This is a genomic window from Kitasatospora sp. Xyl93 (genome assembly GCF_055383135.1).
This window is the reverse complement of sequence record NZ_AP029185.1, coordinates 8,204,251-8,229,387: the sequence shown is the minus strand read 5'-3', so window position 1 is coordinate 8,229,387 and position 25,137 is coordinate 8,204,251. Positions and strand designations below refer to the sequence as shown.

The 25,137-nt window shown below is 74.6% G+C and carries 20 protein-coding genes; 8 read left to right on the top strand and 12 right to left on the bottom strand.

The genetic code is table 11. The features are described 5' to 3' along the window. Positions 1-21 precede the first annotated feature (21 nt). A complete protein-coding gene (locus ACZ5GH_RS35550) occupies positions 22-786 on the top strand; it encodes a sporulation protein (RefSeq protein WP_464336404.1) in 765 nt (254 codons plus the stop codon). Positions 787-909: 123 nt separating this feature from the next. Here the strand turns inward: ACZ5GH_RS35550 and ACZ5GH_RS35545 are convergent, their stop codons facing one another. Beyond that, on the bottom strand, positions 910-1,749 hold the full coding sequence (locus ACZ5GH_RS35545; protein ID WP_464336403.1) for a DUF4328 domain-containing protein: 840 nt from the start codon (positions 1,747-1,749) through the stop codon (positions 910-912). A 350-nt stretch (positions 1,750-2,099) separates the two neighbouring features. Here ACZ5GH_RS35545 and ACZ5GH_RS35540 point away from each other — a divergent pair, with 350 nt between their 5' ends. Further along, positions 2,100-3,407 carry a M64 family metallopeptidase gene (locus ACZ5GH_RS35540; protein WP_464336402.1) on the top strand — a complete coding sequence of 436 codons (1,308 nt, stop codon included), beginning with the start codon at positions 2,100-2,102 and terminating at the stop codon, positions 3,405-3,407. A 67-nt stretch (positions 3,408-3,474) separates the two neighbouring features. Here the strand turns inward: ACZ5GH_RS35540 and ACZ5GH_RS35535 are convergent, their stop codons facing one another. Continuing rightward, entirely contained in the window at positions 3,475-4,050 is a 576-nt protein-coding gene (locus ACZ5GH_RS35535; protein WP_464336401.1) for a hypothetical protein, read from the bottom strand. Positions 4,051-4,247: 197 nt separating this feature from the next. Continuing rightward, a complete protein-coding gene (locus ACZ5GH_RS35530; RefSeq protein WP_387756042.1) occupies positions 4,248-4,757 on the bottom strand; it encodes a MarR family winged helix-turn-helix transcriptional regulator in 510 nt (169 codons plus the stop codon). Positions 4,758-4,937: 180 nt separating this feature from the next. Between ACZ5GH_RS35530 and ACZ5GH_RS35525 the strand changes: the two genes are divergently transcribed. Next, entirely contained in the window at positions 4,938-6,161 is a 1,224-nt protein-coding gene (locus tag ACZ5GH_RS35525; protein WP_464336400.1) for an FAD-dependent monooxygenase, read from the top strand. Positions 6,162-6,244: 83 nt separating this feature from the next. Here the strand turns inward: ACZ5GH_RS35525 and ACZ5GH_RS35520 are convergent, their stop codons facing one another. From ACZ5GH_RS35520 to ACZ5GH_RS35510, 3 genes are all read right to left on the bottom strand, one after another. Then, complete coding sequence (locus ACZ5GH_RS35520) at positions 6,245-8,575, bottom strand: lamin tail domain-containing protein (RefSeq protein ID WP_464336399.1); 2,331 nt, start codon at positions 8,573-8,575, stop codon at positions 6,245-6,247. 434 nt (positions 8,576-9,009) lie between these two features. Continuing rightward, positions 9,010-9,375, bottom strand: a complete 366-nt coding sequence (locus tag ACZ5GH_RS35515; protein WP_387756036.1) for a hypothetical protein — start codon at positions 9,373-9,375, stop codon at positions 9,010-9,012. 272 nt (positions 9,376-9,647) lie between these two features. Continuing rightward, positions 9,648-10,811, bottom strand: coding sequence for a methyltransferase domain-containing protein (locus ACZ5GH_RS35510; RefSeq protein WP_464336398.1), 1,164 nt, complete (start codon positions 10,809-10,811; stop codon positions 9,648-9,650). 559 nt (positions 10,812-11,370) lie between these two features. On the opposite strand from ACZ5GH_RS35510, the gene ACZ5GH_RS35505 reads away from it, so the two are divergent. From ACZ5GH_RS35505 to ACZ5GH_RS35495, 3 genes are all read left to right on the top strand, one after another. Further along, a complete protein-coding gene (locus ACZ5GH_RS35505; protein WP_387756032.1) occupies positions 11,371-12,612 on the top strand; it encodes a Rieske 2Fe-2S domain-containing protein in 1,242 nt (413 codons plus the stop codon). A 157-nt stretch (positions 12,613-12,769) separates the two neighbouring features. Further along, complete coding sequence (locus tag ACZ5GH_RS35500; RefSeq protein ID WP_464336397.1) at positions 12,770-14,347, top strand: serine/threonine-protein kinase; 1,578 nt, start codon at positions 12,770-12,772, stop codon at positions 14,345-14,347. A 166-nt stretch (positions 14,348-14,513) separates the two neighbouring features. Further along, positions 14,514-14,960 (top strand): SRPBCC family protein, encoded by a 447-nt coding sequence (locus tag ACZ5GH_RS35495; protein ID WP_387756028.1) that lies wholly within the window; start codon positions 14,514-14,516, stop codon positions 14,958-14,960. 144 nt (positions 14,961-15,104) lie between these two features. Here the strand turns inward: ACZ5GH_RS35495 and ACZ5GH_RS35490 are convergent, their stop codons facing one another. Then, entirely contained in the window at positions 15,105-15,524 is a 420-nt protein-coding gene (locus tag ACZ5GH_RS35490) for a hypothetical protein (protein WP_387756026.1), read from the bottom strand. Positions 15,525-15,712: 188 nt separating this feature from the next. Between ACZ5GH_RS35490 and ACZ5GH_RS35485 the strand changes: the two genes are divergently transcribed. Both ACZ5GH_RS35485 and ACZ5GH_RS35480 read left to right on the top strand, forming a co-directional pair. Beyond that, the gene (locus ACZ5GH_RS35485; protein ID WP_464336396.1) at positions 15,713-16,666 is read left to right on the top strand and encodes a TIGR03557 family F420-dependent LLM class oxidoreductase; all 954 of its coding nucleotides are present in this window, start codon (positions 15,713-15,715) and stop codon (positions 16,664-16,666) included. 16 nt (positions 16,667-16,682) lie between these two features. After that, entirely contained in the window at positions 16,683-18,455 is a 1,773-nt protein-coding gene (locus ACZ5GH_RS35480) for a glycoside hydrolase family 15 protein (protein WP_387756022.1), read from the top strand. 45 nt (positions 18,456-18,500) lie between these two features. Here the strand turns inward: ACZ5GH_RS35480 and ACZ5GH_RS35475 are convergent, their stop codons facing one another. The 5 genes from ACZ5GH_RS35475 to ACZ5GH_RS35455 all read right to left on the bottom strand — a co-directional run bounded on the left by ACZ5GH_RS35475 (position 18,501) and on the right by ACZ5GH_RS35455 (position 24,940). After that, a complete protein-coding gene (locus tag ACZ5GH_RS35475) occupies positions 18,501-19,175 on the bottom strand; it encodes an HAD family hydrolase (protein ID WP_464336395.1) in 675 nt (224 codons plus the stop codon). A gap of 127 nt (positions 19,176-19,302) precedes the next feature. After that, complete coding sequence (locus ACZ5GH_RS35470) at positions 19,303-20,397, bottom strand: enolase C-terminal domain-like protein (RefSeq protein WP_464336394.1); 1,095 nt, start codon at positions 20,395-20,397, stop codon at positions 19,303-19,305. Further along, on the bottom strand, positions 20,394-22,718 hold the full coding sequence (locus tag ACZ5GH_RS35465; protein ID WP_464336393.1) for a GMC family oxidoreductase: 2,325 nt from the start codon (positions 22,716-22,718) through the stop codon (positions 20,394-20,396). Before ACZ5GH_RS35465 ends, ACZ5GH_RS35470 begins: the two co-directional genes overlap by 4 nt. Next, positions 22,711-23,148 carry a hypothetical protein gene (locus ACZ5GH_RS35460; RefSeq protein ID WP_464336392.1) on the bottom strand — a complete coding sequence of 146 codons (438 nt, stop codon included), beginning with the start codon at positions 23,146-23,148 and terminating at the stop codon, positions 22,711-22,713. Before ACZ5GH_RS35460 ends, ACZ5GH_RS35465 begins: the two co-directional genes overlap by 8 nt. Further along, positions 23,135-24,940, bottom strand: a complete 1,806-nt coding sequence (locus ACZ5GH_RS35455; RefSeq protein WP_464336391.1) for a thiamine pyrophosphate-requiring protein — start codon at positions 24,938-24,940, stop codon at positions 23,135-23,137. Before ACZ5GH_RS35455 ends, ACZ5GH_RS35460 begins: the two co-directional genes overlap by 14 nt. Between the last annotated feature and the right edge of the window lie 197 nt (positions 24,941-25,137).

Genomic DNA, 25,137 nt, shown 5'->3' with positions numbered 1-25,137 from the left:
ACCCTGTGAGGAGTAATCCGGATGGTGTTCAAGCGGCTTCTCGGCGCCCTGGGCGTCGGCGGACCCAGCGTCGACACAGTGCTGTCCACCCCGACCGTCTACCCCGGCGGCGCCGTGCACGGCCAGGTCAACCTGGTCGGCGGCGACCGCGACGCCGACATCAACGGCATCACGCTCCACCTGACCGCCCGGGTCGAGGTCGAGCACGAGGACAGCGAGAGCCACACCGTCAAGGAGTTCGCCCAGCTGGTCGTCTGCGGCCCGCTGCGGCTGGCCGCCGGGCAGCAGGTCGCCGTCCCGTTCGCCTTCCCCGTGCCGTGGGAGACGCCGCTGACCGCGATCGGGAGCCACCACCTGACGGGCATGGCGCTCGGGGTCCGCACCGATGTGGACATCGCCGGCCAGCTGGACCGCGGGGACAACGACCCGCTCACGGTGCAGCCGCTGCCGGTGCAGCAGCGGGTGCTGGAGGCGCTGGCGGCGCTCGGCTTCCACTTCCACCGGGCCGACCTCGAGGCCGGCCGGATCCACGGCACGGGCCAGACACTGCCGTTCTACCAGGAGATCGAGTACAAGGCGGCGCCGCAGTTCGCCCAGCGCTGCAACGAGATCGAGCTGTCCTTCGTCACCGACCCGCACCGGGTCGAGGTGGTGCTGGAGTTCGACAAGCGCGGCATGTTCCACAGCGGCGACTCGGTGCGTACGTTCCTGCTGGACCACGCGGCCGGGCAGCACGACCTCACCGGCACGGTGGACGGCTGGATCCGCGGCGCGCTGGGCCACTGACCGACGCGCACCGGCGTGAACACCCGGCGGCGGGCCGCCGGGTGTTCACGCCTCGGTCGGATCGACTAACCAGGGGCTGGAGCCAGGGGGCAAGCCCCGCGGTCGGGCCCGCCGGAGGGACCCTCACCCGCCGGAGGGGCCCTCACCCCGGACCGACCGGGCCGCTGCCGCGGCCTGGGTCCGGGCCTCCTGGGCGGCCCTGGCCGCGAGCGGGTTGACGTCGGCACGGCGGGCGTGCTGCATGGCGGTCAGCCGGTGGACCACCATGATCGCGGCGGCCGCAGCCACCAGCCGCAGCGCCGACCCGGCGGCCTCCACCCGGACGGCGTTGCGCAGGGTCTCGAGGTCGTCGGGGAACAACGGGTTCACGCTGCGCGCCATGGTGGCGGCGATCCGGCCGACGACCAGTGCACCGAGCCAGGTGGACCACCAGACGCCGAGCACCGTCTCCGATGCCGTGCGCCGCCTACCCTCCGCGTCCAGCGGCGCGCTCGCCCGCCAGCAGTCCGCCATCAGCTGCCAGGGGAACCAGAGCAGGACGACCGGGGTGAACCAGGCGCCGATGGTCCAACCCCGTCCGAGGCGGTGCCCGTTGGGCAGCAGCAGCTCGGCGTTCCGGCGGATGCGGTAGAACCAGACGATGAACACCACGGCGGTGGCCAGCGCCAGCGGGAGTGCGACCCCGTTCGCCGCGTTCGCCACGGATTCCACGGCGTCGAAGTCGTCGAGGTCGGCGTCGCCCGAACCGTCCAGCACCCGGCCCAGGAGCACGTCGGACCACAGGTCTACGGCGACGACCACCGCCGCCACCGCGGCGTTCAGCGCCAGCAGGACGTGGACGGCCACGGCCAGGCCGTTCGCCGGGCGCAGCGCGGCCGCCCATCCGGGGGCCGCCTCCGCACAGCCGAAGCAGCGGCCGCTGTCCGTCCCCGCCGGGCGCGCCCCGCATGCCACACACAACATCAGGTCTTCAACTCCTGGAATCGCCACGCGTGCTCGAACTCGCACGCCGGTGCGCCACCACCCCGACCGGGACGGGCGCGCCGACTCTAGGGGATCCGCGACCTCGACTGCCAACGAGATTCCCAGCTCGGCGGCGGTATCGGCAGATAGCCGACAGATCACCCCGAGGAGCCCCCACGCCGAGCCACCCCGCGACCGGCGCCGCGGCCGGCGTCACGGCCGCGTCGTGCCCGGCGTCGCGCCCGGTGGCCGTACGGCACGGCCGGGCGGGCGGGTCGCCGCTCAATGATTGTCAGGTTCTCGACATGGGAAGGGGGCAAGCCACAGGCCGCCGACCGGGAGGACCCTCCGTGCACCGCACCGCCGCCAGAACCGCCACCGCCCTGCTCGCCGCCGTACTCGCCGGGACGGCGCTGGGGGCCGCGCCGGCCTGGGGCCGCCCCGCAGACGGAGTGCCGACGACGCGCCAGGTGGAGGTGTTCGCCGAGGACGGCGGCATCTCCCGCGCCCAGGCCCCGGCCTCCTCCCCGTACCTCGCCGACCGCCCCCAGGGCGTGGCACCGGTGCGGGGCGACGGCGAGGTGACGGCGCTGGTGCGCAACGGCGAGCCGGCCACCAAGCTGGACGTGGTGGTGATCGGCGACGGGTACACCGCGCAGGAGCAGGAGAAGTTCCGCACGGACGCGACCCAGAAGTGGCAGGAGCTGACGTCCGTCGAGCCCTACGCCGCCTACCGGGGGCTGTTCAACGTCTGGGCGGTGTCCGCCGTCTCCCCCGAGTCCGGGGTGACCGGGGATCCGGACCAGGCGACGGTGCGGCACACCGCGCTGGGCTCGTATTTCTGGTGCGACGGCGTGGAGCGGCTGCTCTGCGTGGACGAGAAGGCCGTGGAGTCGTACGCGGCGAAGGCCCCGCAGGCGGACCTGGTGCTCGTGGTGGCCAACACCGCGAAGTACGGCGGCGCCGGCTACAACGACGTCAAGTCCCCGGTCGGCTACGAGGGCATCGCCACCGTGGCCGGCGGCAACGCGAAGTCCGGGCAGATCGCGGTGCACGAGATCGGGCACTCGCTGGGCAAGCTGGCCGACGAGTACGTGTACGAGGGCCAGGGCACGTACCACGGCGACGAGCCCGCCGAGGCCAACATCAGCACCCTGACCGCCGACCGGATGCGCCGGCAGGGCACCAAGTGGTCGCGCTGGCTGGGCCAGGCCTCGCCGGACGGCGGCACGGTCGGCACCTACGAGGGCGGCGGCTACTACCCCACCGGGCTCTACCGGCCGACCGAGAACTCGATCATGCGCTCGCTCGGACGCGAGTTCAACCTGCCCGGGCGGGAGGCGATGATCGCCGGCTTCTACCGCCACGCCACGCCGCTCACCAGCCCCACCGCCGAGGGAAGTTGGCTCACCGCCACGGACCGCCTCACCGTCGACCTGCCGGTCGCCGGCACCCGGCTGCGCTGGTACCTGGACGGGCGGGAGCTCCCCCGGCTGGCCGACCGCACCGCGCTGGACCTGGCCGAACTCAAGCTGACCGGGCCGCGTTCCCGGCCGCACCTGCTCACCGCCGTCGCCACCGACCCGACCCCGGCCGTCGCGGACCCGGCGCTGCGCACGAGGCTGACCGCGAGCCTGTCCTGGCTGGTGACGCGGTAGGGCGCGGAGGGGGCCCGGGCCTCGGCCGCGAGGTGGCCTCAACCTCCTCGCGGCCGTCGGTACACACCTAAGGAGAACGCACGCCGGCCCCGTCCTCGCCGTCCTCGCCGTCCGCCGTGCCACCGCGGCCCGTCCTGGCGGCGAGCCGGGCGGCCCACTCCCGTTCGGCGAGGGCGAGGCCGCGCTCCAACGTCTCCAGGAGCACTGCCCGGCTCACCGGCACCACCGTCGGCTCATGCCCGGAATCGGCGCCCGGGGCGGCACCGTCGCCATCACGCATCCGACAGGCGAGGTGCACCCGGTCGCCGTCGGGGAACGCGAAGGCCGTCACCTGGTCGGTGCACTCCCCCCATTCCAGGAACGCGTACCGCGCGAACGCCTCCTCGGCCTCCGCCGCGGCCCCTGTCCCCGTCCCCGTACCGGCGTCGTCGTACATCCAGCTCTCGACCATCAGGAAGTACTCGGACGGCGAGGTGAACCCCACCGGCGGCGCGGTCGGCGGGCGGAGGCGACCGAGCTCGTCCTTGAGCTTCTTGACCAGCAGCGGCGGGTAGAACGCGTTGTCCCACGGGTTCACCTGGAGCCCGCCGACGAAGACGTCGACGCACAGCAGCCCCGGGTCCCGTTCGGTGTGGAACTCCAAGCCGAATCCGCTCCGTGACCCGACCAACACAACGGCCTCCCCACCCCCGGCGCGACAACCCGTCACGGCCCCACCCTACTGAGCCGCTCCCGGCTCACGGCCAGGACCGCGGCAGCGGACGTACGGCCGTCGCCGTTGGAGCGGGCGCGACCCTCACCGGGGGAAGCAGGGCCCGGCCGACGCCAGGGGCGTAGGGGTCAGTCCTCGCCGCCGTCGAGCAGGGCGAGCCGGGCCGTCGCGTCGTCGGTGAAGCGGGCGAGGAGGCGGAGGAGGTCGTCGCGGTCCTGGGCGGGCCAGTCGGCGAGGGTGTCGCCGAACCAGCCGAGCAGGAAGGCGAGATAGCGGTTGGCGGCCTCGGCGCCGGCCTCGGTGGGTTCGATGAGGCGGGCGCGGGCGTCGTGCGGGTCGGGGATGCGGCGGACGAGGTCGCGCTTCTCCAGGGCCTGGACCTGGCGGGTGATGTGCGGACCCACGACCTGCATGCGGTCCGCGATCTCGCCGATCCGCAGGGGCTTTCCGGCGGTGCGCAGGGTGACGAGCACACCCACCGCGGGCCGGTCACGCCCCAGGCCCGCCGCCTCCGTCGCGCGTTCGACCAGGCGGCCCCGGGTCATGGCGGCGCCGAGCCGGGAGATCCGGGTCAGCGCGGCGAGCAGATCGGGGCGCGGCTCCCTCGGTTCGCGGGCCTCGGTGGACTCGGCGGACATGAGTGCCTCCATTTGCATACCTAAGTTAGGTATCTGTACGGTGTGGGGGTGGGCCGCCGCCCCCGGGGGTGGCGTGCGGCCTCCATAAAGATACCTGAGGTACGCATCTCTCCTCGTCCGCTGCGTATCCGTGTCCCACCGACGTGCCGGCGGGAGAGCCCGCCGGGAAAGTGAGAGGCCATGAACACCGTGTCACGCCCCGCCCGTCGAGTCCTGGTCTCCGGAGCGAGCATCGCGGGCCCCGCGCTCGCGTACTGGCTCGACCGGTACGGCTTCGAGGTGACCGTGGTCGAGAAGGCCGCCGCCGTGCGCGGGGGCGGCTACGCCGTCGACATCCGCGGTACCGCCCGCGAGGTCGTGGAGCGCATGGGGCTGCTGCCGCGCCTGCGCGCCGCCCACGTCGACAGCCGGCGGATCACCTTCGTCGACCCCGCCGGACGGACCGTCGGCTCGCTGCGCCCGGAGCAGCTGACCGGCAGCGAGGCCGGTCTCGACCTGGAGGTCCGGCGCGGCGATCTGGCCGACGCCCTCCAGGAGGCGCTGGGCGACCGGGTCAAGTTCCTCTTCGGCGACTCGATCGCCGCGCTGGACGACGACGGGGACGCCGTCCACGTGGTGTTCGACAGCGGCGTCCGCCGCGACTTCGACCTGGTGGTCGGCGCGGACGGGCTGCACTCGAACACCCGTCGGCTGGTGCTCGGCCCCGAGGAGAGGTTCCACCGCTACCTCGGGCACGTCTTCGCCGGCTTCACCCTCCCGAACGAGTTCGGCCTCTCCCACGAGGGCGTGATCTGGAACGACGTCGGGCGCGGCGCGGTCCTCTACGCGCACGAGCCCGCCGACCGGGTGCACGGCTTCCTCACCTTCACCCGCGACGTCCCGCCCTTCGAGTCCTTCCGCGATCCGCGGGCCCAGCGCGAGCTGGTCGCCGCGCACTTCCCGGAGCGGGTCTGGCACCTGCCCCGCCTGGTGGCGGCGATGCGGGACGCCGACGACCTCTTCTTCGACATCGTCAGCCAGATCCAGCTGCCGGGCTGGTCGCGCGGGCGGGTGGTCCTCGCGGGCGACGCCGCGCACGCCACCTCGTTCCTGTCCGGCCAGGGGTCGAGCGTCGCCCTGGTCGGCGCGTACGTCCTGGCCGGCGAGCTGGCCGCGCACGCCGACCACACCGCCGCCTTCGCGGCCTACGAGCGCCGGATGCGTCCCTTCGCGGAACGCAACCAGGCGCTGGCCACCGGCGGCGGCACGGTGGTGACACCGACGACCCGCGAACAACTGGAGGCCCGCAACGCCCTGTTGCGCGACCCGGCGGCCGTCGCCGAGGAGCTGGCGACGGCGGGCGCGCAGGCGGGCCGGGCCGCGCACTCGGACCTGCTGCTGCCGGACTACGCCCCGGGCCGGTGACGCCCGCGCACTGACCGCCCGGCACCGACCGCCCGGGCACGGTGACGCCCGGGCGGTCGGTGCCGGTAGGACGACAGGTGCCGCTACGGCAGCGGGATGCGCACCACCTGCGGGTCGTGGTCGCTGAGCTGAGTGCGGAACTCGCTGTTGATGTGCACGATGTCGTAGCCGTACGCCGTGGCGGCCAGCGAGCCGGAGATCAGGATGTGGTCCAGCACCTGCGAGTTGCCCTCGTACACGTAGGTGTAGCGCTCGGCCGGCGGCAGGGTGCGCGGCAGGTCGGTGAGCGAACCACCGGCGGTGAGGATGTCGGTGGTCCCGGAGAACTCGAAGTCGTTGAGGTCGCCGAGCACGATGACCGACGCGTTCGGGTCCACGGCCAGGATCTGGTCGGTGAAGCCCTTCACCACGGCGGCCTGGTCGTGGCGCTGGCTCTCCGAGGGGTGTGCCGGCTGCTGGTAGCGGCCGAAGAGGGGCTGGTCGCCGCCCTTGGAGTTGAAGTGGTTGGCGATCACGAAAACCGGCTTGCCGTTCCAGCGGAACTCACCGGCGAGCGGCTTGCGGCTGGAGTTGAACGCCGCGTTGGCCGGGTCGATCCGCCCGGGCGAGTAGGCCAGCTGCGGCGTGCCGCCCGCGTTCACCACGGAGTCGGCGGTGGTCGGTCCGGCGCCGGGGCGGTCGGTGAAGGAGAGGCCGCGGTCGGTGCGGAACAGGAAGACCTGGCGGATGTTGCCGCCGGGCTGCCCGCCGTCCTGGCCGTCCACCGGGTCGACCTCCCGGTAGGAGTAGGAAGGGCCGCCGGCCGCGGTGATGGCCGCGGTGAGCTTGGCCAGGGTCTGGGTCGCGCTCACCGTGCCGTCGCTGGTGGCACCGCTGTTGTCCTGGATCTCCTCCAGGGCGACCAGGTCGGGCGAGCGCAGGTTGGTGACGATGCCCGCCGCGAGGCCGTCGAACTTGCTCTGCGGGTCGGACGGGGCGAGGTTCTCCACGTTGAAGGTGGCCACGGCGAGCTGGCCGGCCGTCGGCGCGGCGGTGACCTCGGGGGCGGTGCCGCCGGGGGTGACCGTCGGGGTCGCCGTGACCTGGAGGGTGAAGTTGCCGAAGGCGTAGTCGAGCACGCCGACGGTGGCGCCGGTCAGGGTGTCGCCGACGTTCGCGGTCGGGGTGGGCGCGAGCGCCTTCCCGAGGACGACCCGCTCCGGGTTGCCGTCGTTCGGTTGCAGCAGGATGCCGCCCCGGTTGGTGCGGGTGCCGCTGCCCTGCGGAACGACGGGGACCTCGCCGAACTTGTTGGTCGGGCCGACCACGGCCGCGTTGTCGAGCTCGACCCGCATGCCCTCCAGGGACTCCCAGAAGTCCAGGCCGTCGGTGGCGGGCTGGAAGTTCCCCGCGGTCTCGACGTCGCCGGAGGTGACGCCGGAGATGACCGCGGACGGGGGTATCCGCCCGCCCTGGCCGACCACGGTGGCGGCGGGCAGCGGCGTGTTGTGGGCGACCACCGTGACGGTGGGCGCGGTCAGTTCGGTGATCGACAGGTTGGTGGTGCCGCCGGTGCCGCCCGGGCGGTACTGGCTGACGGTGGCACCGACCGTGACCGAGTCGCCGACCGCGACCGAGGGCGCGCCGGCGGTGTAGACGTAGACGCCCTCGCTGGTGCCGGGGTCGTTGTCGGGCTGCGGGTCCTGGAACCAGAAGCCGTTGGGGCCGACGGCCGTCACCACGCCGGGCACCGCGCTGACCGCGCTGCCGGCCAGCGGGGAGGTGCGGGCGGCGCCCTGGATGTCGTGGATCCGGGTGCCGCCGGTGTTGCCGCCCCCGCCGGTGGAGGAGTTGCGCGGCGCGGGCGCGCCGATCGCGAAGTCCGCCGCGTTGTCGTCGGTGTCGATGGTGCCGCCGCCCCTGCGCAGGGCGGCCGTGGTGTTCGACAGGTTGCCGGTCGGCGAGCCCTCGGCGGAGCCGGCGCTGCTGCCGTAGCCGACGAAGTCCTTCACCCCGGGCTGGCTCGCGCAGCCGGAGGCGCAGGTCAGCGCCGTGCCGTTGGTGACGAGGGCGACCTTGCCGGACGTCGCGGACAAGGCGATCGTGCCGGTCGCGTCCGGCGTCGGCAGCGCGGCGCCCGCCCCGGCCCCGGCGGCCTCCTGGACCAGGAGGTAGTGGCCGGGCGCGATCGTCCCGGAGAGGGTGGTCCGCGACCAGCTGGAGCCGCCGGCCGACGCGTACTGCACCGTCCAGCCGGTGACGGACACCGGGGTGGTGCCGCGGTTGTACAGCTCGACGAAGTCGTTGGCGTACGGGGCACCGGAGTTGCCGCCACCGCCGTACACCTGGCTGATCACGATGTCGGGCGATGCCGCCTGCGCCACGCCGCCGGGCAGCGCCACCAGCGCCGCCACCACGACCGCGGCGGAGGCCACCGCCGGGATTCGGCGCCGAACTCGCGGCGTTCTCCGGGTGGTCCGGGGATTCGAGGTGCTCCGGGGATTCGCGACGGTCCCCGGATTGGCGACGGTCCCCGGATTCGAGGTGCTCCCGGGATTCGAGGTGCTCCGCATGAGGCTGACTCCTGACCACCGTCCGGGCTCGTGGCCCGGCGGTGTGACCACGGATGGGAAAGGTCGGGCGCTGCGGTTCTAGCAGCGCCACCAGATCCCTACCGGTCGTGGCGGGCAACGGCCAGACGTACGGCGGAAGAACGTTTCCGCGCGCGACAAGTGGGATGCCGTCCTCCGGACGGCTGGGCCCGACTTCCGCCGCCCGCAGAGCTGCTGACCCGACCGGAACCGCACCGGTCCGGGTCCGGCAGCTCCCCCGCCGCCGGACCCGGGCCAGTGGACGCCTCCCACCGGGCTCAGCCCGGACGGTGCCGCGTCGGCACCGTCCGGGGCGGGCGACGGCGCAGCGGCGCCAGCTCGCGTTCCAGGGCCCGCACGTCCAGCGCTATCCGGGACGCGATCTCGCGCGGCCCGGTGCCGACGGGCACCCGGCGCGACCAGGAGCGGGGCTTGGCCGGGCCGTCCTGGACCATGTGGAAGTTGAGCCTCACCGTGTCGGCGACGTCGACCAGGCTCACCAGGATCCTGGTGTCCGCGAGGTCGATGCTGACTTCGTTCCCGACGCACGAGCAGGCCACCAGGCCCTCGATGTCCTCCTCCGCCAGGTACCTGGCCAGGGGTACCGCCTTCCCCCGGACCAGAAACGGACGTTCCGCAGTCACCGGACCGCCTCCTCCCAGCAGCTGTACGGCGCCTCGGCCGCGGCGCAAGCGCACCGCAACGGACCGGGCCCGGCCTATGCTCCACCACATCCGGCCGGATCGCCAACTCGCTGTCTCACCACGCGAATTGAGTGAACGCACCGACCCGGCGCACCGGCGCACGCCTCGGCGCACTCCGCCTGCCCGCCGGGCCGCCGGACGCCCCGCACCGCACCGCACCTGCCCGCCGGGCGGCCGGACGTCCCACCGCGCACCGGGTCGCGGGCGATCGGTTACCGCGCGGCCGGCAGCCGGCCTCCGATCGGCCAGCGCGGACCGTCCTGCGGATCGCCCTGCCACGCCCACTGGGCATCAGGGGTGACGGTGACGCCGTAGTCGTACGGGCCCGGGCGGCCCAGACCGTCCCACTGGGCCCAGGCGAGCATCAGCTCGTCGCCGAGCCGGCGTGGCCCGCCCTGCCGCAGCACCGGTCGCCCGTCCGCTCCCGGGCCGACCTCGGCCCACGAGCGGTCGCCGTCGTGGACCAGGACGACCGGTCCGTCCGCGCCCTGCTCGGTGGAGAGCACGGCGTCCGGGGCGGCGACGCGCAGCGCGAACCGCAGGTTCCAGTCCTCCAGCGCGGCCGGGTCGCGGTCGAGGACCCTGCTGGTCTCGGGCTCGGCGTCGCCGCGGACCGCGGCGTAGGCCGGGCGCCCGGCGCCCGCCTGCGCCGGACCGGTGCGGTCGCCCATGAACTGCGCCAGGCCGTGCACCCAGCCGTGCGCGACGCAACCGCCGTCGCCGACGGTGAGCGCGACGTACCCCAGCCGTCCCCAGGGGTAGACGATCCGCCCGCCCGGCCGCACCGCCGCCACCCATGACCACGGCACCGCCTCGACCGCGTAGGTCGCGTGCAGCCGGTCGACCCGGCCGCCGCCCGGCGGTCCGCCGGCGGTGCCGTCGCCGACCACCACCTCGACGTCGAGCCCGGCGGCCGCGAGCCGGCCGCGGGCGAAGGCGGCCAGCCGCTCATCGACCTCGGTGGAGACGACCAGGCCCGGTCCGGCCCGCCACGCGGCCAGGGCCGCCGTCCATCCCTGCCCTGTGCCGACGTCCCACACCCGGTGCCCCGGCTCCAGCCTCAGGCTGTCCAGCATGTCCGCCACCACGGACGGCGCGGACAGCGACGACGACGGCAGGCCACCGGAGAGCTGGGTGACGGCCGGCGCGTGAGGGCCGGCGTACAGCTCGGCCAGCCACCCGTCCGGGTCGCCCGACGAGTCCACCGGCACGTAGGCCCAGCCGTCCCACCGCCACAGCCGGCCCGGCGCGAACCGCTCGCGCGGCAGCGCGGTGAAGGCCTCCCGCAGCCACGGCGAATCCTCCGGCCACGCCCCGGCCCGCTCCATCTCCGCATCCAGGGCCGGCCGGCAACCGGGCCCCGCGTCGTCGCCCACGGTCACTTCTTCTTGTGCTTGCCGCTGCTCGGCGGCGGCGTGGTCACCTTGCCGTCGGCGTTGCCCGGCGGCGGCGTCCCCTGGCCGGGGTCCTTCGCCGGCTTCGAGTGCTCTCCCACGCTGCCTCCTCCTGCAGACCACGGACACGACCAGCTGACCATCCTGGCGCACCCCCACCCGGGTCGCTAAGGCGCGCGGGGGCAGCCGGGGCGCGGACAGTGTCGGCGCACGCCGGTTCCGGTGACCCAGCGGGGAGAACGACACATCGGGGATCGTCGGATTCCCGCGCCCGGAAAGGGCCGGGAGGGCAGTGCGCGGAGCGGCGGAGGACGCGGTCCCGAGAGCTCGGTTCATGACACCCGAACCACCGGGTCAGGCGGGGCGGCCGGGATCAATCGAATTCCTGAACGCAGAAATCTGAATGATCATCAGACTTGTTGCTCATTAGGGAGATTGTCCGTGCACGTGCTCCCGATCCATGGATAGCATCTGAATTCCATTCTGTTCGAGCGCTAATCGCCTGGGAGGGGCGGCGCCGGGCAGACCGACAGGAGACTTCATGCGCGTGTCCAAGCACGTCCACCCCGTCAGCAACCGCCCGACCGCGGCCGACGTCGCCCTGCCACCGGCGCTGCCCTATCCCGACGGCTGGTCCGCACTCGCCTTCTCCGCCGAGCTCAAGCCCGGCACCGTCCTCACCCGCCAGCTCGCGGGCGAGGACGTCGTGCTGTACCGGCTGCGCAACGGCCGCCTGCGCGCGATCCGCCCGTACTGCCCGCACCTGGGCGCCCACCTCGGCCTGGCCGCGGTCGAGGGCGACGACCTGGTCTGCCCCTTCCACCGGTTCGCCTTCGACGCCGAGGGCCGCTGCGTGCGCACCGGGTACGGCACCACCCCGCCCAAGGCCGCGCTCACCCAGTTGCCGGTGCGCGAGGTGAACGAGGCGGTCTTCGTCTGGCGCCACCACGACGGCCGGGAGCCGGACTGGGAGATCCCCGCCTGGCACCGGCTCGGGGACGGTCGGCAACCGCTGCGGTACGCCTCCTTCGAGATGCCCGGCTACGCCCAGGACGTCATGGAGAACTCCTTCGACCTGGGCCACTTCGTCACCCTGCACGGCTGGCCGCAGGGCGAGTTGGCGGCGCCGGTCGAGTTCGACGGCACCAGCTTCCACATCTCGATGCTCGTCCGGGAGACCTTCCCGCTGCTCGGGATGCGCGAGGTCCACGTCGACGTGGACGGGTACGGCCTGACCGCGCTGCACACCGACGTGCACACGCCCTCGCTCGGTCTGGAGATCTGCTCACTGGTCATGGCCACCCAGGTCGCCCCCGGCCGGATGCAGCTGCGGCAGGCCAGCCGCTTCGTGATGTCGGAGCCGTCCGGGCTGCCGCCGACCGTCGCCCGGGTGGTCAGCCGGACGGTCACCCGGCTGCTGTCCGGCCCGATGTTCAAGCGCAATCTCGAGTTCACCTCGGCGGACTTCCCGATCTGGTCCACCAAGCGGTACGTGTCGCCGCCCCGGCTCGCCCCGGGTGACGGGCCGATCGGCGCGATGCGGCACTGGGCCCGGCAGTTCTACCCGCCGGACCACCAGGCGAACCTGCCGGCGCCGGCCGCGCTCGCCGACCGGAACGGCCACGGCCCAGGCGGGCACGGCTCGGCCGGGAACGGCACGGACGGAAGCGGCGCGGGCGGAAGCGGCGCGGAGGGACACGGCGCAGCCGTCGGCGAGACCACCGCGGGCCCGGCCCGGACGGAGGCGTCCGGCAAGGCGTCCAGTGGAGCCTCCCGGAGCTGAGCCGCCCTCCTCCTCCCCGCCGCCCCGCCTCCTGATCCGTGCCACCGGCCCGAACCGGAACCGAGCGTCCCGGCGGTACCGTCTGGCGTGGAGGACGGACGGGCGCGGCGAGGGGAGAGTCGGCGTGGAGGCGTTGGGGGACGGGGATCCGCGGCAGGTGGGCGAGTACCGCCTGCTGCGGAGACTCGGCGCGGGCGGGATGGGCCGGGTCTATCTGGGCCGCACGGCGGGCGGCCGCACGGTGGCGGTCAAGCTGGTGCACCAACAGTACGCGGCGGACCGGGAGTTCCGGGTGCGGTTCCGCAACGAGGTGGCCGCCGCCCGGCGGGTCGGCGGCCGGTGGACGGCCCCGGTGCTGGACGCGGACACCGAGGGCGCCCAGCCCTGGGTGGCCACCGGGTACGTCGCCGGGCCCTCGCTGGGCACCGCCGTACGGGACTTCGGCCCGCTGCCCGTCGCCGCCGTCCGGTCGCTCGGGGTGGGGCTCGCCGAGGCGCTGGAGGGCGTGCACGCCCAAGGGCTGGTGCACCGGGACGTCAAGCCCTCCAACGTGCTGCTGGCGCTGGACGGTCCGCGCCTGATCGACTTCGGGATCACCCGGGCGCTGGACGCGGCGACCGCGCTGACCCGGTCCGGCTTCGTGGTCGGCTCCCCCGGTTACCTCTCCCCCGAGCAGGCCGAGGGCCGCAACGCCGGGCCCGCCTCGGATGTCTTCTCGCTGGGCGCCGTGCTCGCCCACTCCGCCACCGGCACCGCGCCGTTCGGCTCGGGGGTGAGCGCGGCGGTACTGCTCTACCGGGTGATCCACGACGAGCCCGAACTCGACATCGCCGACCGGGAGTTGCGCACCCTGGCGGCGGACTGCCTGGCCAAGGACCCGGCCCGCCGCCCCACCCCGGCGCAGCTGCGCGAGCGGCTGGCGGCCACCGACCCGACGGCGGGCGAGCGGCTGGGGCACCGGGACTGGCTGCCGCCCGCGATCGCCGCCGCACTGGCCTCGCTCGCCGTCGAGCTGCTGGACCTGGACGGCGACTCCACCGTCCAACCTGCCGGCCCCACCGGTCAGTTCGGCCAGGCGGAGCCGTGGCCCGACGGCCCGCCGAACTCGCCCACGCCGAACCCACCCGCGCCAACCCCGCCCGCGCCGAACCCGGCAACGCCGACGCCGTACTCGCCGACACAGCCCCCGCCCTACCACCCCCCGTACCCGTACGCGCCCCGGCCCGCCCGCCGCCGGCCCGGCCCCGGCGCGCTGCTGGTCGCCGCCGTCCTCACGCTCGCCCTGGCGGGCACCTCGGTGTTCCTGGCCATGCGCGACAAGGGCACCGGCACCCCGACCACGGGCGACGGGAGCACCTCACCCCCGCCCGTCGCCACCTCCGGCACCCCGACGCCGGACGGCGAGATCCCGGCCGCCTTCCTCGGCTCCTGGCAGGGCACCCTGGGCAGCCCGCAGACCCTGGTCCAGCCGGACTTCGCGATCACCATCACCCAGGGCCGGGCCGGCGATCCGGTCGCCCAGATCCACAACAACGAGGGCGCCGGCACCCGTTACTGCGACGCGACCGCCAACCTCGTCCAGGTCACGGCGGACCGGGTGGTCCTGCGCACCGCGCCGATGAACGCGCTCAGCGGCTGCGCCGCCGTTCCGTACGACCAGGTGTACACCCGCAATCCGGACGGCAGCCTGCACCTGCTGGTCGGCGGATTCTCGGGCGACCTGCGGAAGAAGTAGCTGCGCGACCGGTCGGCGGGTTCCTCCAGCAGCCCAAGGGCCCCCTCGTCGTGGGTGACGACGACGTGACGGCGGTGATCCGGTCGGGAGGACCTGGTGCGCCGAGTGGCGGCGTCGGGAGGGTCGTCCAGGCGCCGAGGGTGTCGGCGTCGCTAGGGTGGCTGCTGTGGCCCACTTCGTCCTGATCCGCCGTACGCCGCTGCCGGCCGCCGAGTGCTGGGAGCGGCTGACGGCCTGGTCCCGGCACGGGGACCGGGTGCCGTTCACCCGGGTGTCGGTGGTGCGCGGCACCGGGCGGGCGGCGGGTGACGTCGTCCTGGCCCGGACGGGCCTGGGGCCGCTGCGCTTCGACGATCCGATGGAACTCACCGAGCTGGTCGCCCCCGCCCCCGGCCGGGACGGGCGGTGCCGGCTGGTCAAGCGCGGCCACCCGGTGCACGGCTGGGCCGAGCTGCGGGTCCGGGCGGTCGGCGGCGGCAGTGCGGCGGTCTGGACGGAGGAGCTGACGGTCGCCGGCCCGCCCCGGCCCATCGGCCCGCTGCTCGATCCCGTCCTCGCCCGGGCGGGGCGCCTGGTCTTCGGCCGGGTGCTGGACCACCTGCTGGAGTCGTAGCCCGTCGCACCGGGCACCCGCGAGGCCGGGGCGACGGAAGGGCGGCGGTCCGGACGGAGGGGCTGGCGGTCGCCGGCCCGCCCCGGGCGGTCGGCCCGCTGCTCGATCCCGTCCTCCCCAGGAGAACGCCGGAGCGCCGTCCGGTCAGTCGTCGCCCGGGTCGCCGTAGTGCCGGCGCCACTCGCGGGCGCGGGCGTTGTGCCACTCCACGCCCTCCACCGCCTGCTGCTCGGAGAGGCCGGTCAGACGGGCCACCACGCTCAGCGGGACGGGGTCCTCGTAGTCGGCGAGGGCCCGGCAGACCTTCCCCGCCCACTGTTCCTCGGGGACGAAGGGGCGGTGGCGGTAGTCCGCGATCAGGGCGGCCAGGTGGTCCGCGCAGCAGGCCACCACGAGCCGCTTGCCGTCCAGCGCGGACTGGGTGGAGTGCAGGGCCGAGGAGTCCGGCACCAGGGCACCGAGCAGCTCCGCGGTGGCGACGGCCCGCCCGCAGTGGTCGCAGAGGTCGAGTGCTTCCGTGTCGTCGGCGGCGGAATCGTCCGCCGCGGGTCCGATGTCCTCCATGCCGCACGCCTACCCCGCGACGTCGGCGCGAACCCGGGCCGGATCAGGGGCGTGTCAGGGGCGTGTCGGCGGCGCACCCGGGCCTCCGGCGAGCGCCCCGCGGACCCCGCCCGGCCGGAGGGGAGTTTGGCGGCGCCCGTCCCGGAAAGCCGCTCCGGGTAAGGCTCGTCGACGGAACCGAGGCTGCCATGACCGAGTTCGGCTACTTCCTGTCCTGCGAGGAGTTCACCCCCGCCCAGCTGGTCGAGCAGGCCCGGCTGGCGGAGCGGGCCGGTTTCACCCGGCTGGCGATCTCCGACCACTACCACCCGTGGAACGACGCCCAGGGCAACAGCCCGTTCGTCTGGGGCGTGATCGGCGCGCTGTCGCAGGTCGTCCGGCTGCCGGTGACCACCCTGGTCACCTGCCCGACCGTCCGGCTGCACCCCGCCGTGACGGCGCAGGCGGCGGCCACCGCGGACGTGCAGTTGGCGGGCGGGTTCCGGCTGGGGGTCGGCACCGGCGAGGCGCTCAACGAGCACGTGCTGGGCGACCGCTGGCCGCCGTTCGCGGTGCGGGCGGACATGCTGGAGGAGGCCGTCGAGGTGATGCGGAAGCTGTTCACCGGTGACCTGGTGTCCCACCGCGGCACCCACTACACGGTGGAGAACGCCCGGCTCTACACGCCCCCGAAGGGGGGCCGGCTGCCGGTGTACGTCTCGGCCTTCGGCCCCAGGGCGGCCGAGCGGGCGGCGGAGTTCGCGGACGGCCTGGTCACCATGAGCCCGGACACCGAGCTGGTCGGCCGCTACCGGGCGGCGGGCGGCACCGGCCCGGTGATCGGCGGGGCGAAAGTGTGCTGGTCCGAGGACCGCGAGCGGGCGGTCAAGACCGTCCACCGGCTGTGGCCGAGCGAGCTGCTGCCCGGCGAACTCGCCCAGGTGCTGCCCACGCCCCGCCACTTCGAGCAGGCCACCGAGCTGGTGACCGAGGAGATGGTGGCCCGGTCGGTGGTCTGCGGCGACGATCCGCAGGCGCACGCCGATCAGCTGCGCGCCTACGTCGGCGCCGGCTTCGACGAGGTGTACGTGGGGCAGATCGGCCAGGAGCAGGAGGGGTTCTTCGACTTCTACCGCGAGCAGATCCTGCCGCAGGTCGCCTGAGCGCCGGGGTCGCGCCGTGGAGGCCTTCCCGCCCTACCCGCCCTGGAGCCTGCGCGAGTACGCCCTCCTCGCCGACGGCGAACGCGGCGCCCTGGTGGGCCCGTTCGGCGAGGTGGCATGGCTGTGCGCGCCCCGCTGGGACTCCGAGCCGCTGTTCGCCGGCCTGATCGGCGGCAGCGGCGTGTACGCGGTGACACCCGTCGGCCGGTTCGTGCCGGGCGGCTACTACGAGGACGGCGGGCTGGTCCGCCGCAGCCGGTGGATCGCCGGGGACGGCATCCTGGAGTGCCGGGAGGCGCTGGCCATGCCGGCGGACCCGCACCGGCTCGTGCTGCTGCGCCGGTTGACCGCCGAGTACGCCCCGGTGCGCTTCCGGACCGTCCTGGAGCCGGGATCGGGCTTCGGGCCCCGGCGCGACCGCGAACCCCGCCGGACGGCGGACGGCTGGTCGCTGCGCACCGGGCCGCTGCGGCTGCGCTGGACGGGTGCCGGATCGGCCCGTCCCGACCGGGACGGCCGGCTCACCGCCGAGACCGTCCTGCACCCGGGCGAACGGCTGGACCTCGTCCTGGAGGCCGCCGACCGCCCCCTCGACGGCCCGCCGCCGGACCCGGAGAAGGCCTGGCGGGCCACCGAACGCGCCTGGCGGGCGGCCGTGCCCGGCCTCGGGCACACCCTCGACGGCCGCGACGCCCGGTTCTCCTACGCCGTGCTGCGCGGGCTCACCTCCCCCGGGGGCGGCGGCATGGTCGCCGCCGCGACCACCAGCCTGCCCGAGCGCGCCGAGGCCGGCCGCAACTACGACTACCGCTACGTCTGGATCCGCGACCAGTGCCTGGCCGGCCAGGCGGTGGCCGCCTGCGGGTCGTACGAACTCCTGGACGAAGCGGTGCGGTTCACCACCGCGCGGCTCGACGAGCACGGCCCCCGGCTGGCCCCGGCCTACACCGTGACCGGCGGACCGGTGCCCGACCAGCGGACGGTCGACCTGCCCGGCTACCCGGGCGGCCATGACCGGATCGGCAACCGGATCACCCGGCAGTTCCAGCTGGACGTCTTCGGCGAGACGCTGCTGCTCTACGCGGCGGCCGCCCGGCACGACCGGCTGGACCCGTCCGCCCGGGCCGCGGTGCGCACCGCCGCCACCACGATCGCCCAGCGGTGGCGCGAACCGGACGCCGGGATCTGGGAGTTGGAGGAGCGCGCCTGGACGCACAGCCGGCTGATCTGCGCCGCCGGGCTGCGCGCGATCGCCCGCCCGCGCGCGGCCGGCCCGGCCGGGGTGCCGGACGGGCTCGCCGCCGAGTGGAGCGCGCTGGCCGACCGGATCCTCGCCCACACGTCACGGCGCGCCCGGCACCCGTCGGGCCGCTGGCAGCGCTCCCCCGGCGATCCGGCGCCCGACCTCGCGCTGCTGCTCCCGCCCTACCGCGGTACCCCGGCCGCCGACGACCCGCGTACGGTCGCCACGCTGCGCGCCTGCCGCCGCGAACTCACCGACGGGCACTACGCCTACCGGTTCCGGCACGACGGACGCCCGCTCGCCGAGGCGGAGGGCGCGTTCGTCCTGTGCGGCTTCCTGATGGCCCTCGCCGAGCACCAGCAGGGCGACACCGTCGAGGCGGCCCGCTGGTTCGAGGCCACCCGCGGGCTGTGCGGCTCGGCGGGCCTGTTCTCGGAGGAGTACGACATCGCCCAGCGCCAGCAACGGGGCAACCTGCCCCAGGCGTTCGTGCACGCCATGCTGCTGGAGTGCGCGGCCCGCCTGGCCCGGCCGCCCGGCGCCTGACGGGAAGCCGGCCTGAAGGGTGGCCGGCCGCCCGGCTCCGCGGGGTCAGCCCGCCGGGCGGGCGAGCACGCTGCGGTCGAGGTCGGCCAGCAGTTCGGCGGTGTCCCGGTGGACCTCGGCGGCGCCCGCGCCGAGGAGTTCCTGCGCGGCGAAGCCGCCGCTCTCCACCGTGACGCACGCCACGCCCGCCCGGGCCGCCGCGGTGACGTCCCAGACGGTGTCGCCGATGAACACGGCGTGCTCGGGCGAGGCGTCCACCCGGTCCAGGGCGATCCGGAGCAGGTCGGGGGCGGGCTTGGTGGCGCTCACGTCGTCGGCGGAGGTGGCCGCGGCGATCACGTCGTCGGCGTCGAGCGCGCGGCGCAGCACCGTGAGTTCCCGTTCGGACGCGGAGCTGGCGAGGACGACCTGCCAGCCCCGGTCGGCGCAGGCGCGCAGCAGCTCGGCGGCGCGCGGCAGCGGCTGGATCAGCGGCCAGAACCGGGCGTACAGGGCGTCGTGGGCGGCGGTGATCGCGTCGTCGTCGCCGTGGTCGCGCTCCTCGCCGAGCAGGTGGTCGAGGAGCTGGTCGGAGCCCATGCCGACGGCCCGGTGGACCCGGGCGGTGGGCACCGTGCGATCGTGCTGCCGTAGGGCCTCCCACCAGGCGAGGGCGTGGAAGTACACGGTGTCGAGCAGGGTGCCGTCGACGTCGAAGAGTGCAGCTGGGGCCTTGGTCACCGTTTTCTCCTTCGGTCGTTCGCCGACGTCCGCTCGTTCGCCGACTCCGGTTGATCGTTGACTCCGGTTGTTCGCTGACGTCCGCTCGTTCGCCGACTTGCGGATGTCCGCCGGGACGCTCGCGCGGTCAGCCCACCCGGTACCCGTCGGCCCGGGCGGGCGCCAGGCGCAGCCCGTGGCCGGGCGCGCCGTCGGCACCGGGGGTGACGGTGCCGCCGCCGGGGTCGAGGGTGCCGTCGAAGAGCAGCCGCTCGATCCGGACGTGGTCGTGGAACCACTCCAGGTGGCGACAGTTGGGGACGGCCGCGGCGGCGTGGGCGTGCAGGTGGGGGGCGCAGTGGGCGGAGACGTCCAAGCCGTGGGCCTCGGCGAGGGCGGCGGCGCGCAGCCAGCCGGTGAGGCCGCCGCAGCGGGTGGCGTCGGCCTGGAGGCAGTCGACGGTGGGGACCATCCGGGCGAAGTAGGCGAGGTCGTAGCCGTACTCCCCGGCGGTGACGTCGGGGGTGACGGCGTCGCGGACGATGCGCAGGCCAGTGAGGTCGTCGGAGGAGACCGGTTCCTCGAACCAGCTGACGCCCTCGTCGGCGAGCGCGCCGCCGATCCGGACGGCCTGTTTGCGCCGGTAGCCGCCGTTGGCGTCGGTGTACAGCTCGGTCCGGTCGCCGATGGCCGCGCGCGCGGCGCGGACCCGTTCGAGGTCGCGCCGTTCCCGGGTACCCCGGGACTCGCCGATCTTGATCTTGACCCGGGGGATGCCCTGCTCCTCGGTCCAGTGCCGCAGCTGGCGTTCCTGCTGCCCGGCGGAGTAGGTGGTGAAGCCGCCGCTGCCGTAGACGGCCACCGGGCGGGCGGCACTGCCGAGCAGTCGGGCGAGCGGCAGGCCGAGCAGGTGGCCGCGCAGGTCCCACAGGGCGAGGTCGACGGCCGAGATCGCGCCCGCGACCAGGCCGGGGCGGCCGGTGTTGCGCACCGCGCGGTTCATCGCCTCGTGGGCGCCGCTGGTGTCGTGCGGGTCGCGGCCGGTGACCAGCGGGGCGAGTTCCGCGCTGATCACGGCGGCGGTGGCGGGTGCGCCGTAGGTCCAGCCGAGGCCGGTGTGCGGGCCGGCGACGGCTTGGGCGAGGACGAGGGTGGTGCTGTCCCAGGCGAGGGTGCCGTCCGCCTCCGGGGCGTCGGTGGGGACGGTGTAGACCTGGACGCCGATGCGTTCGACGGCGGTCATGCCGGCGCTCGCAGTCCGGACCGCTGCCCCGCCGCGAGCAGGCCGGCGGCGCGGTCGACCAGGGCCATGATGGTCAGCGCCGGGTTGGCGCTGCCCTGGGTGGGGAGCACGCTGCCGTCGGTGATCAGCAGGTTGGGCACGGCGAAGGTGCGCAGCCGGTGGTCCACCACGCCGCCGAGGTGGTCGGCGGCCATCCGGCAGCCGCCGACCAGGTGGGCGTAGCGGTCGATGGTGATGACCTCGTCGGCCCCGGCGGCGCGCAGGATCGACTCCATCACTTCACGGGCGGCCCGGATGAGCATCCGGTCGTTCTCGCACTGGGAGAAGGTGAACCGCGCGACGGGCAGGCCCCGGCGGTCGGTCTCCTCGGCGAGGGTGACCCGGTTGTCCGGCCGGGGCAGCAGTTCGGCGATGGCGCCGAGGGTGGCCCAGTGCACGTAGTCGGACAGGTACGCGCGCAGGTCGGCGCCCCAGTGGCCCTGGGCGACGACGTGCTCGGCCCAGGTGATGGGGAGCGGGGAGATGTTCTGGATGCTGAAGCCCCGCCGGTACGGCTTGCGCGGGTCGGTCTCGTAGTACTGCTCGGTGGTGACCTCGGGCGGCGGGGCCTTGTAGGCGCGGATCTCCTCCTCGAAGCGGCCGGAGGTCTGCGGGGCGCCCTGCACCATGACGTAGCGGCCGACCAGGTCGTGGTCGTTGCACAGGCCGTCGGGGAAGCGCGGGCAGGCGGAGTTGAGCAGCAGGCGCGGGGTCTCGATGGCGTACCCGGCGACGGCGACGGTGCGGGCGCGCTGGAGGTGTTCGCGACCGTGGTGGAAGTACCGGACGCCGCGGGCGAGTCCGTCGTGGTCGAGTTCGACGGCGGCGGCCATGCAGTCGGCGCGGATCTCGGCGCCGTGCGCGAGGGCGTCGGGGACGTGGGTGATCAGCGGGGAGGCCTTGGCGTTGACCTTGCAGCCCTGGAGGCAGAAGCCCCGGTAGACGCAGTGCGGTCGGCGGCCGAAGCGGCCGTTGGTGATGGCGACGGGGCCGACCCGGGCCTGGATGCCGAGGGCGGCGGCGCCGCGCAGGAACACCTCGCCGTTGCCGCCGACGGGGTGCGGCGCGTGCGGGTAGGGGTGGGGCTCGCCCCAGGGCCAGTACTGGCCGGCGACGGGCAGTTCGTGCTCCAGCCGGCGGTAGGACTCCCGCAGGTCGGCGTAGTCGATCGGCCAGTCGGCGCCGACGCCGTCGACCGTGCGGGTGTGGTAGTCGGACGGGTGGAAGCGCGGCGTGTACCCGGCGAAGTGGACCATCGAACCGCCCACGCCGCGGCCGGAGTTGTTGGATCCCAGCGGCACCGGGTCGGTGCCGTCGATGACCCGGGGTTCGGTCCAGTACAGCTGGTGGGAGGCCGCCTCGTCGCTGACCCAGTCGGCGAGCGGGTCCCAGAACGGCCCGGCCTCCAGGACGACCACGCTCCAGCCCCGGCGGGCCATCCGCTGGGCGAGGGTGGCGCCGCCCGCGCCGCAGCCGACGATCAGCAGGTCGACCTCGTCCGCGTCCCGGTGGCGCCGCATGTTCCGTACCAGGGAGTGGTCGAAGCCGCGGCCGTCGGACGGCAGCAGCCAGGCGGAGGCGTTGCGCCGGCGGACCTCGCCCTCGGCGGCGGCGTTGGCCCGTACGGTCGCGGCGGCGGCGCGCAGCCGGGAGTGCCGGCCGGGGTCGGTGGCGGGCGGGACGGGGCGCGGCGGCTCGTGGTCGGGCGGGCGCGGCGGGCGGGAGTGGGCGTCGGCGACCTCCCAGGGCTCCCGCAGCCCGGCGCCCAGGCGCAGGTAGCCGCGGGGGTGGGCGGGGCCGCCGAAGCCGATCTCGTTCCAGGCGGTGGGGGTGGAGTAGTAGGCGGTGCAGGCGTAGCGGGTCCACAGGCTCCACACGTGCTGCGCGGGCAGGCCGTGCCAGCGCTCGCCCGCCAGTTCCTGCACCCGGCCGAGCACCGCCCGCTGCTGGACCTCGGTGAGGTCGGCGAAGCAGCCGTCGGCGTCCTCGTCCAGGGCGCGCAGGCTGCGCCGCCAGGCCTCGTCGTCCTCGGGCAGGTCGGCGAAGTGCCAGCCGTCGGTCTGCCGCTCGGCGAGGCGGGCGTCGATCATCGCGAGCAGCGGGGGCTGCGGGTGGTCGAGCAGTTGGTCGAGCAGGGCGCGGGCGGTGGCCTCCTCGGCGGGGGTGAAGAAGCGCAGCGGCGGCTGCGGGCCGGTCCGGGACAGCACCGCGGCGACGGTCTCGCGGTCCCAGTGGCGGACCTGGCCGAGCACGTCGTAGCCGGGGAAGCGGGGTTCAGGCATCGCGCGACTCCCGGCGCAGCACGGCGGCGACCAGGCCCATCCCTCCGACCAGGCTCATCAGCAGCGGGGCGAACAGCGGTGGGCCCATCTCGATGTTGTAGCGGGCCATCGACCAGCCGCCGGGCTTCTCGGCGATGCCCCGGACGTGCAGGTAGGTGCCCTGCAGGCCGTTGGCGGTGATCGCGGCGGAGGCGACCGGGAGCAGCGTGTGCGCCGCGCGCGGGCTGCACGCCCCGGCGATCCCGGCGGCCGCGCCGACGGGGCCCAGCCACACCGGCCACCACATGACGCGGTTGCCGAAGCCGGCCCGGTCGTGCTCCAGGTAGATCTCGGCGGCGGTGATCACCAAGCCGCCTGCGGTGGCCAGGGCCAGCGAGCGCTGGAAGCGGCCGGTGCGGACGTTGCGCAGGGCGAGGTCAGTGATGCCCATGCCGGCCTCCGAAGGAGGGCAGGAGTTCCTGGAGCTTGGCCTTGAGGCCCTGGCGGACCACCGCGACGCGGTCGGCGTCGCCGCGCAGCACGGACTCGGCGGCGGCCTGGATCTGGTCCCAGGTGGCGTGCGGCGGGATCGGCGGGACGGCCGGGTCGGTGACCAGCTCCAGCACGTAGGGCCGGTCGGCGGCCAGGGCGCGCGACCAGCCGTCGGTCACCTGCGCGGGGTGGTCGGCGCGCTCGGCGCCCAGGCCCAGGCTGCGGGCGAAGCCCGCGTAATCGACGTCGGGGAGCTGCTGGGAGGGCAGGAAGCTGGGTGCGCCCTGCATCGCCCGCATCTCCCAGGTGACCTGGTTGAGGTCGCGGTTGTTGAGCACCGCCACCACCAGGCGCGGGTCGTCCCACTCCTGCCAGTACTTGGCGATGGTGATCAGTTCGGCGAGGCCGTTCATCTGCATCGCGCCATCGCCGACGATGGCGATCGCCGGGCGGTCGGGGTGGGCGAACTTGGCGCCGATCGCGTACGGCACGCCGGGGCCCATGGTGGCCAGCGTGCCGGACAGCGAGCCGCGCATCCGGCCGCGGAAGCGCAGGTGGCGGGCGTACCAGTTGGCGGCGGAGCCGGAGTCGGCGGTGACCATGGCGTCGTCGGGCAGCAGGTGGTCCAGGGCGTGGACGGCGTACTCGGGGTTGATCGGGTTCGCCTCGACCCCGGCCCGCCGCTCCATCACGTCGCGCCAGCGTTCGACGTTGTCGCAGATCGTGCGCTGCCAGTCGCGGTCCTCCTTGCGGGCCAGCCGCGGCAGCAGGGCGTCCAGGGTGCGGGCGGCGTCGCCGACGAGATTGACCTCGTAGGGGTAGCGCAGCCCGACCATGAACGGGTCGAGGTCGATCTGTACGGCCCGGGCCTTCCCGAACTCGGGCAGGAACTGGCTGTAGGGGAAGCTGGAGCCGACGGTGAGCAGGGTGTCGCAGTCCCGCATCAGCTCGTAGGAGGGGCGGGTGCCGAGCAGACCGATCGACCCGGTGACGTACGGCAGGGTGTCGGGCAACACGTCCTTGCCGAGCAGGGCCTTGGCCACGCCGGCGCCGAGCACCTCGGCGACCTGCTCCACCTGTCCGCGGGCGTGGGCGGCTCCCTGGCCGACCAGCATGGCGACCTTGCGGCCGGCGTTGAGCACCTCGGCGGCGCGGCGCAGCTCGTCCTCCTTCGGCACGATCGTCCACTGCGGGCTGCCCAGGCTGGAGGGCACCATCTTGAAGGCGTGCTCGGGCGGGCTGTAGTCCAGTTCCTGGACGTCGGCGGGCACGATGACGGCGGTGACCGTGCGGCGGGCGGCGGCGGTGCGCATGGCCCGGTCCAGCACGTTGGGCAGCTGCTCGGGGACGGTGACCATCTGGCAGTACTCGGCGGCGACGTCCTTGTACAGGCTCAGCAGGTCGACCTCCTGCTGGTAGGAGCCGCCCATCGCGCTGCGGTCGGTCTGCCCGACGATGGCGACCACCGGGACGTGGTCCAGCTTGGCGTCGTACAGCCCGTTGAGCAGGTGGATCGCGCCCGGGCCCGAGGTCGCCGCGCACACGCCGGTGCGCCCGGAGAACTTGGCGTAGCCGACGGCCTCGAACGCGGCCATCTCCTCGTGCCGCGCCTGGATGAAGACGGGGTCGTTGTCGGCCCGGCCCCAGGCCGCGAGCAGCCCGTTGATGCCGTCGCCGGGGTAGCCGAAGACGTACTGCACGTCCCAGTCACGCAGTCGTTCGAGGATCTGGTCGGAAACCTTCGGGGACACGGTGCTCCTCCTTCGGCCTTCACGGCGACGGCCCCCCCGCAGCGCGGTTATCCGCTACGGGGGTCCGGAAACGCCTTCCGGCCGTATAGATCGGCGGGGCGGGCCGGCCGCGGGCGGGGTGTGCCCGGCGCGGGCCGGGTTTGCCGGGAACAGGCCGGGTCCGCCGGGCGCGGGCCGGGTTTGCCGGGCGCGGGCCG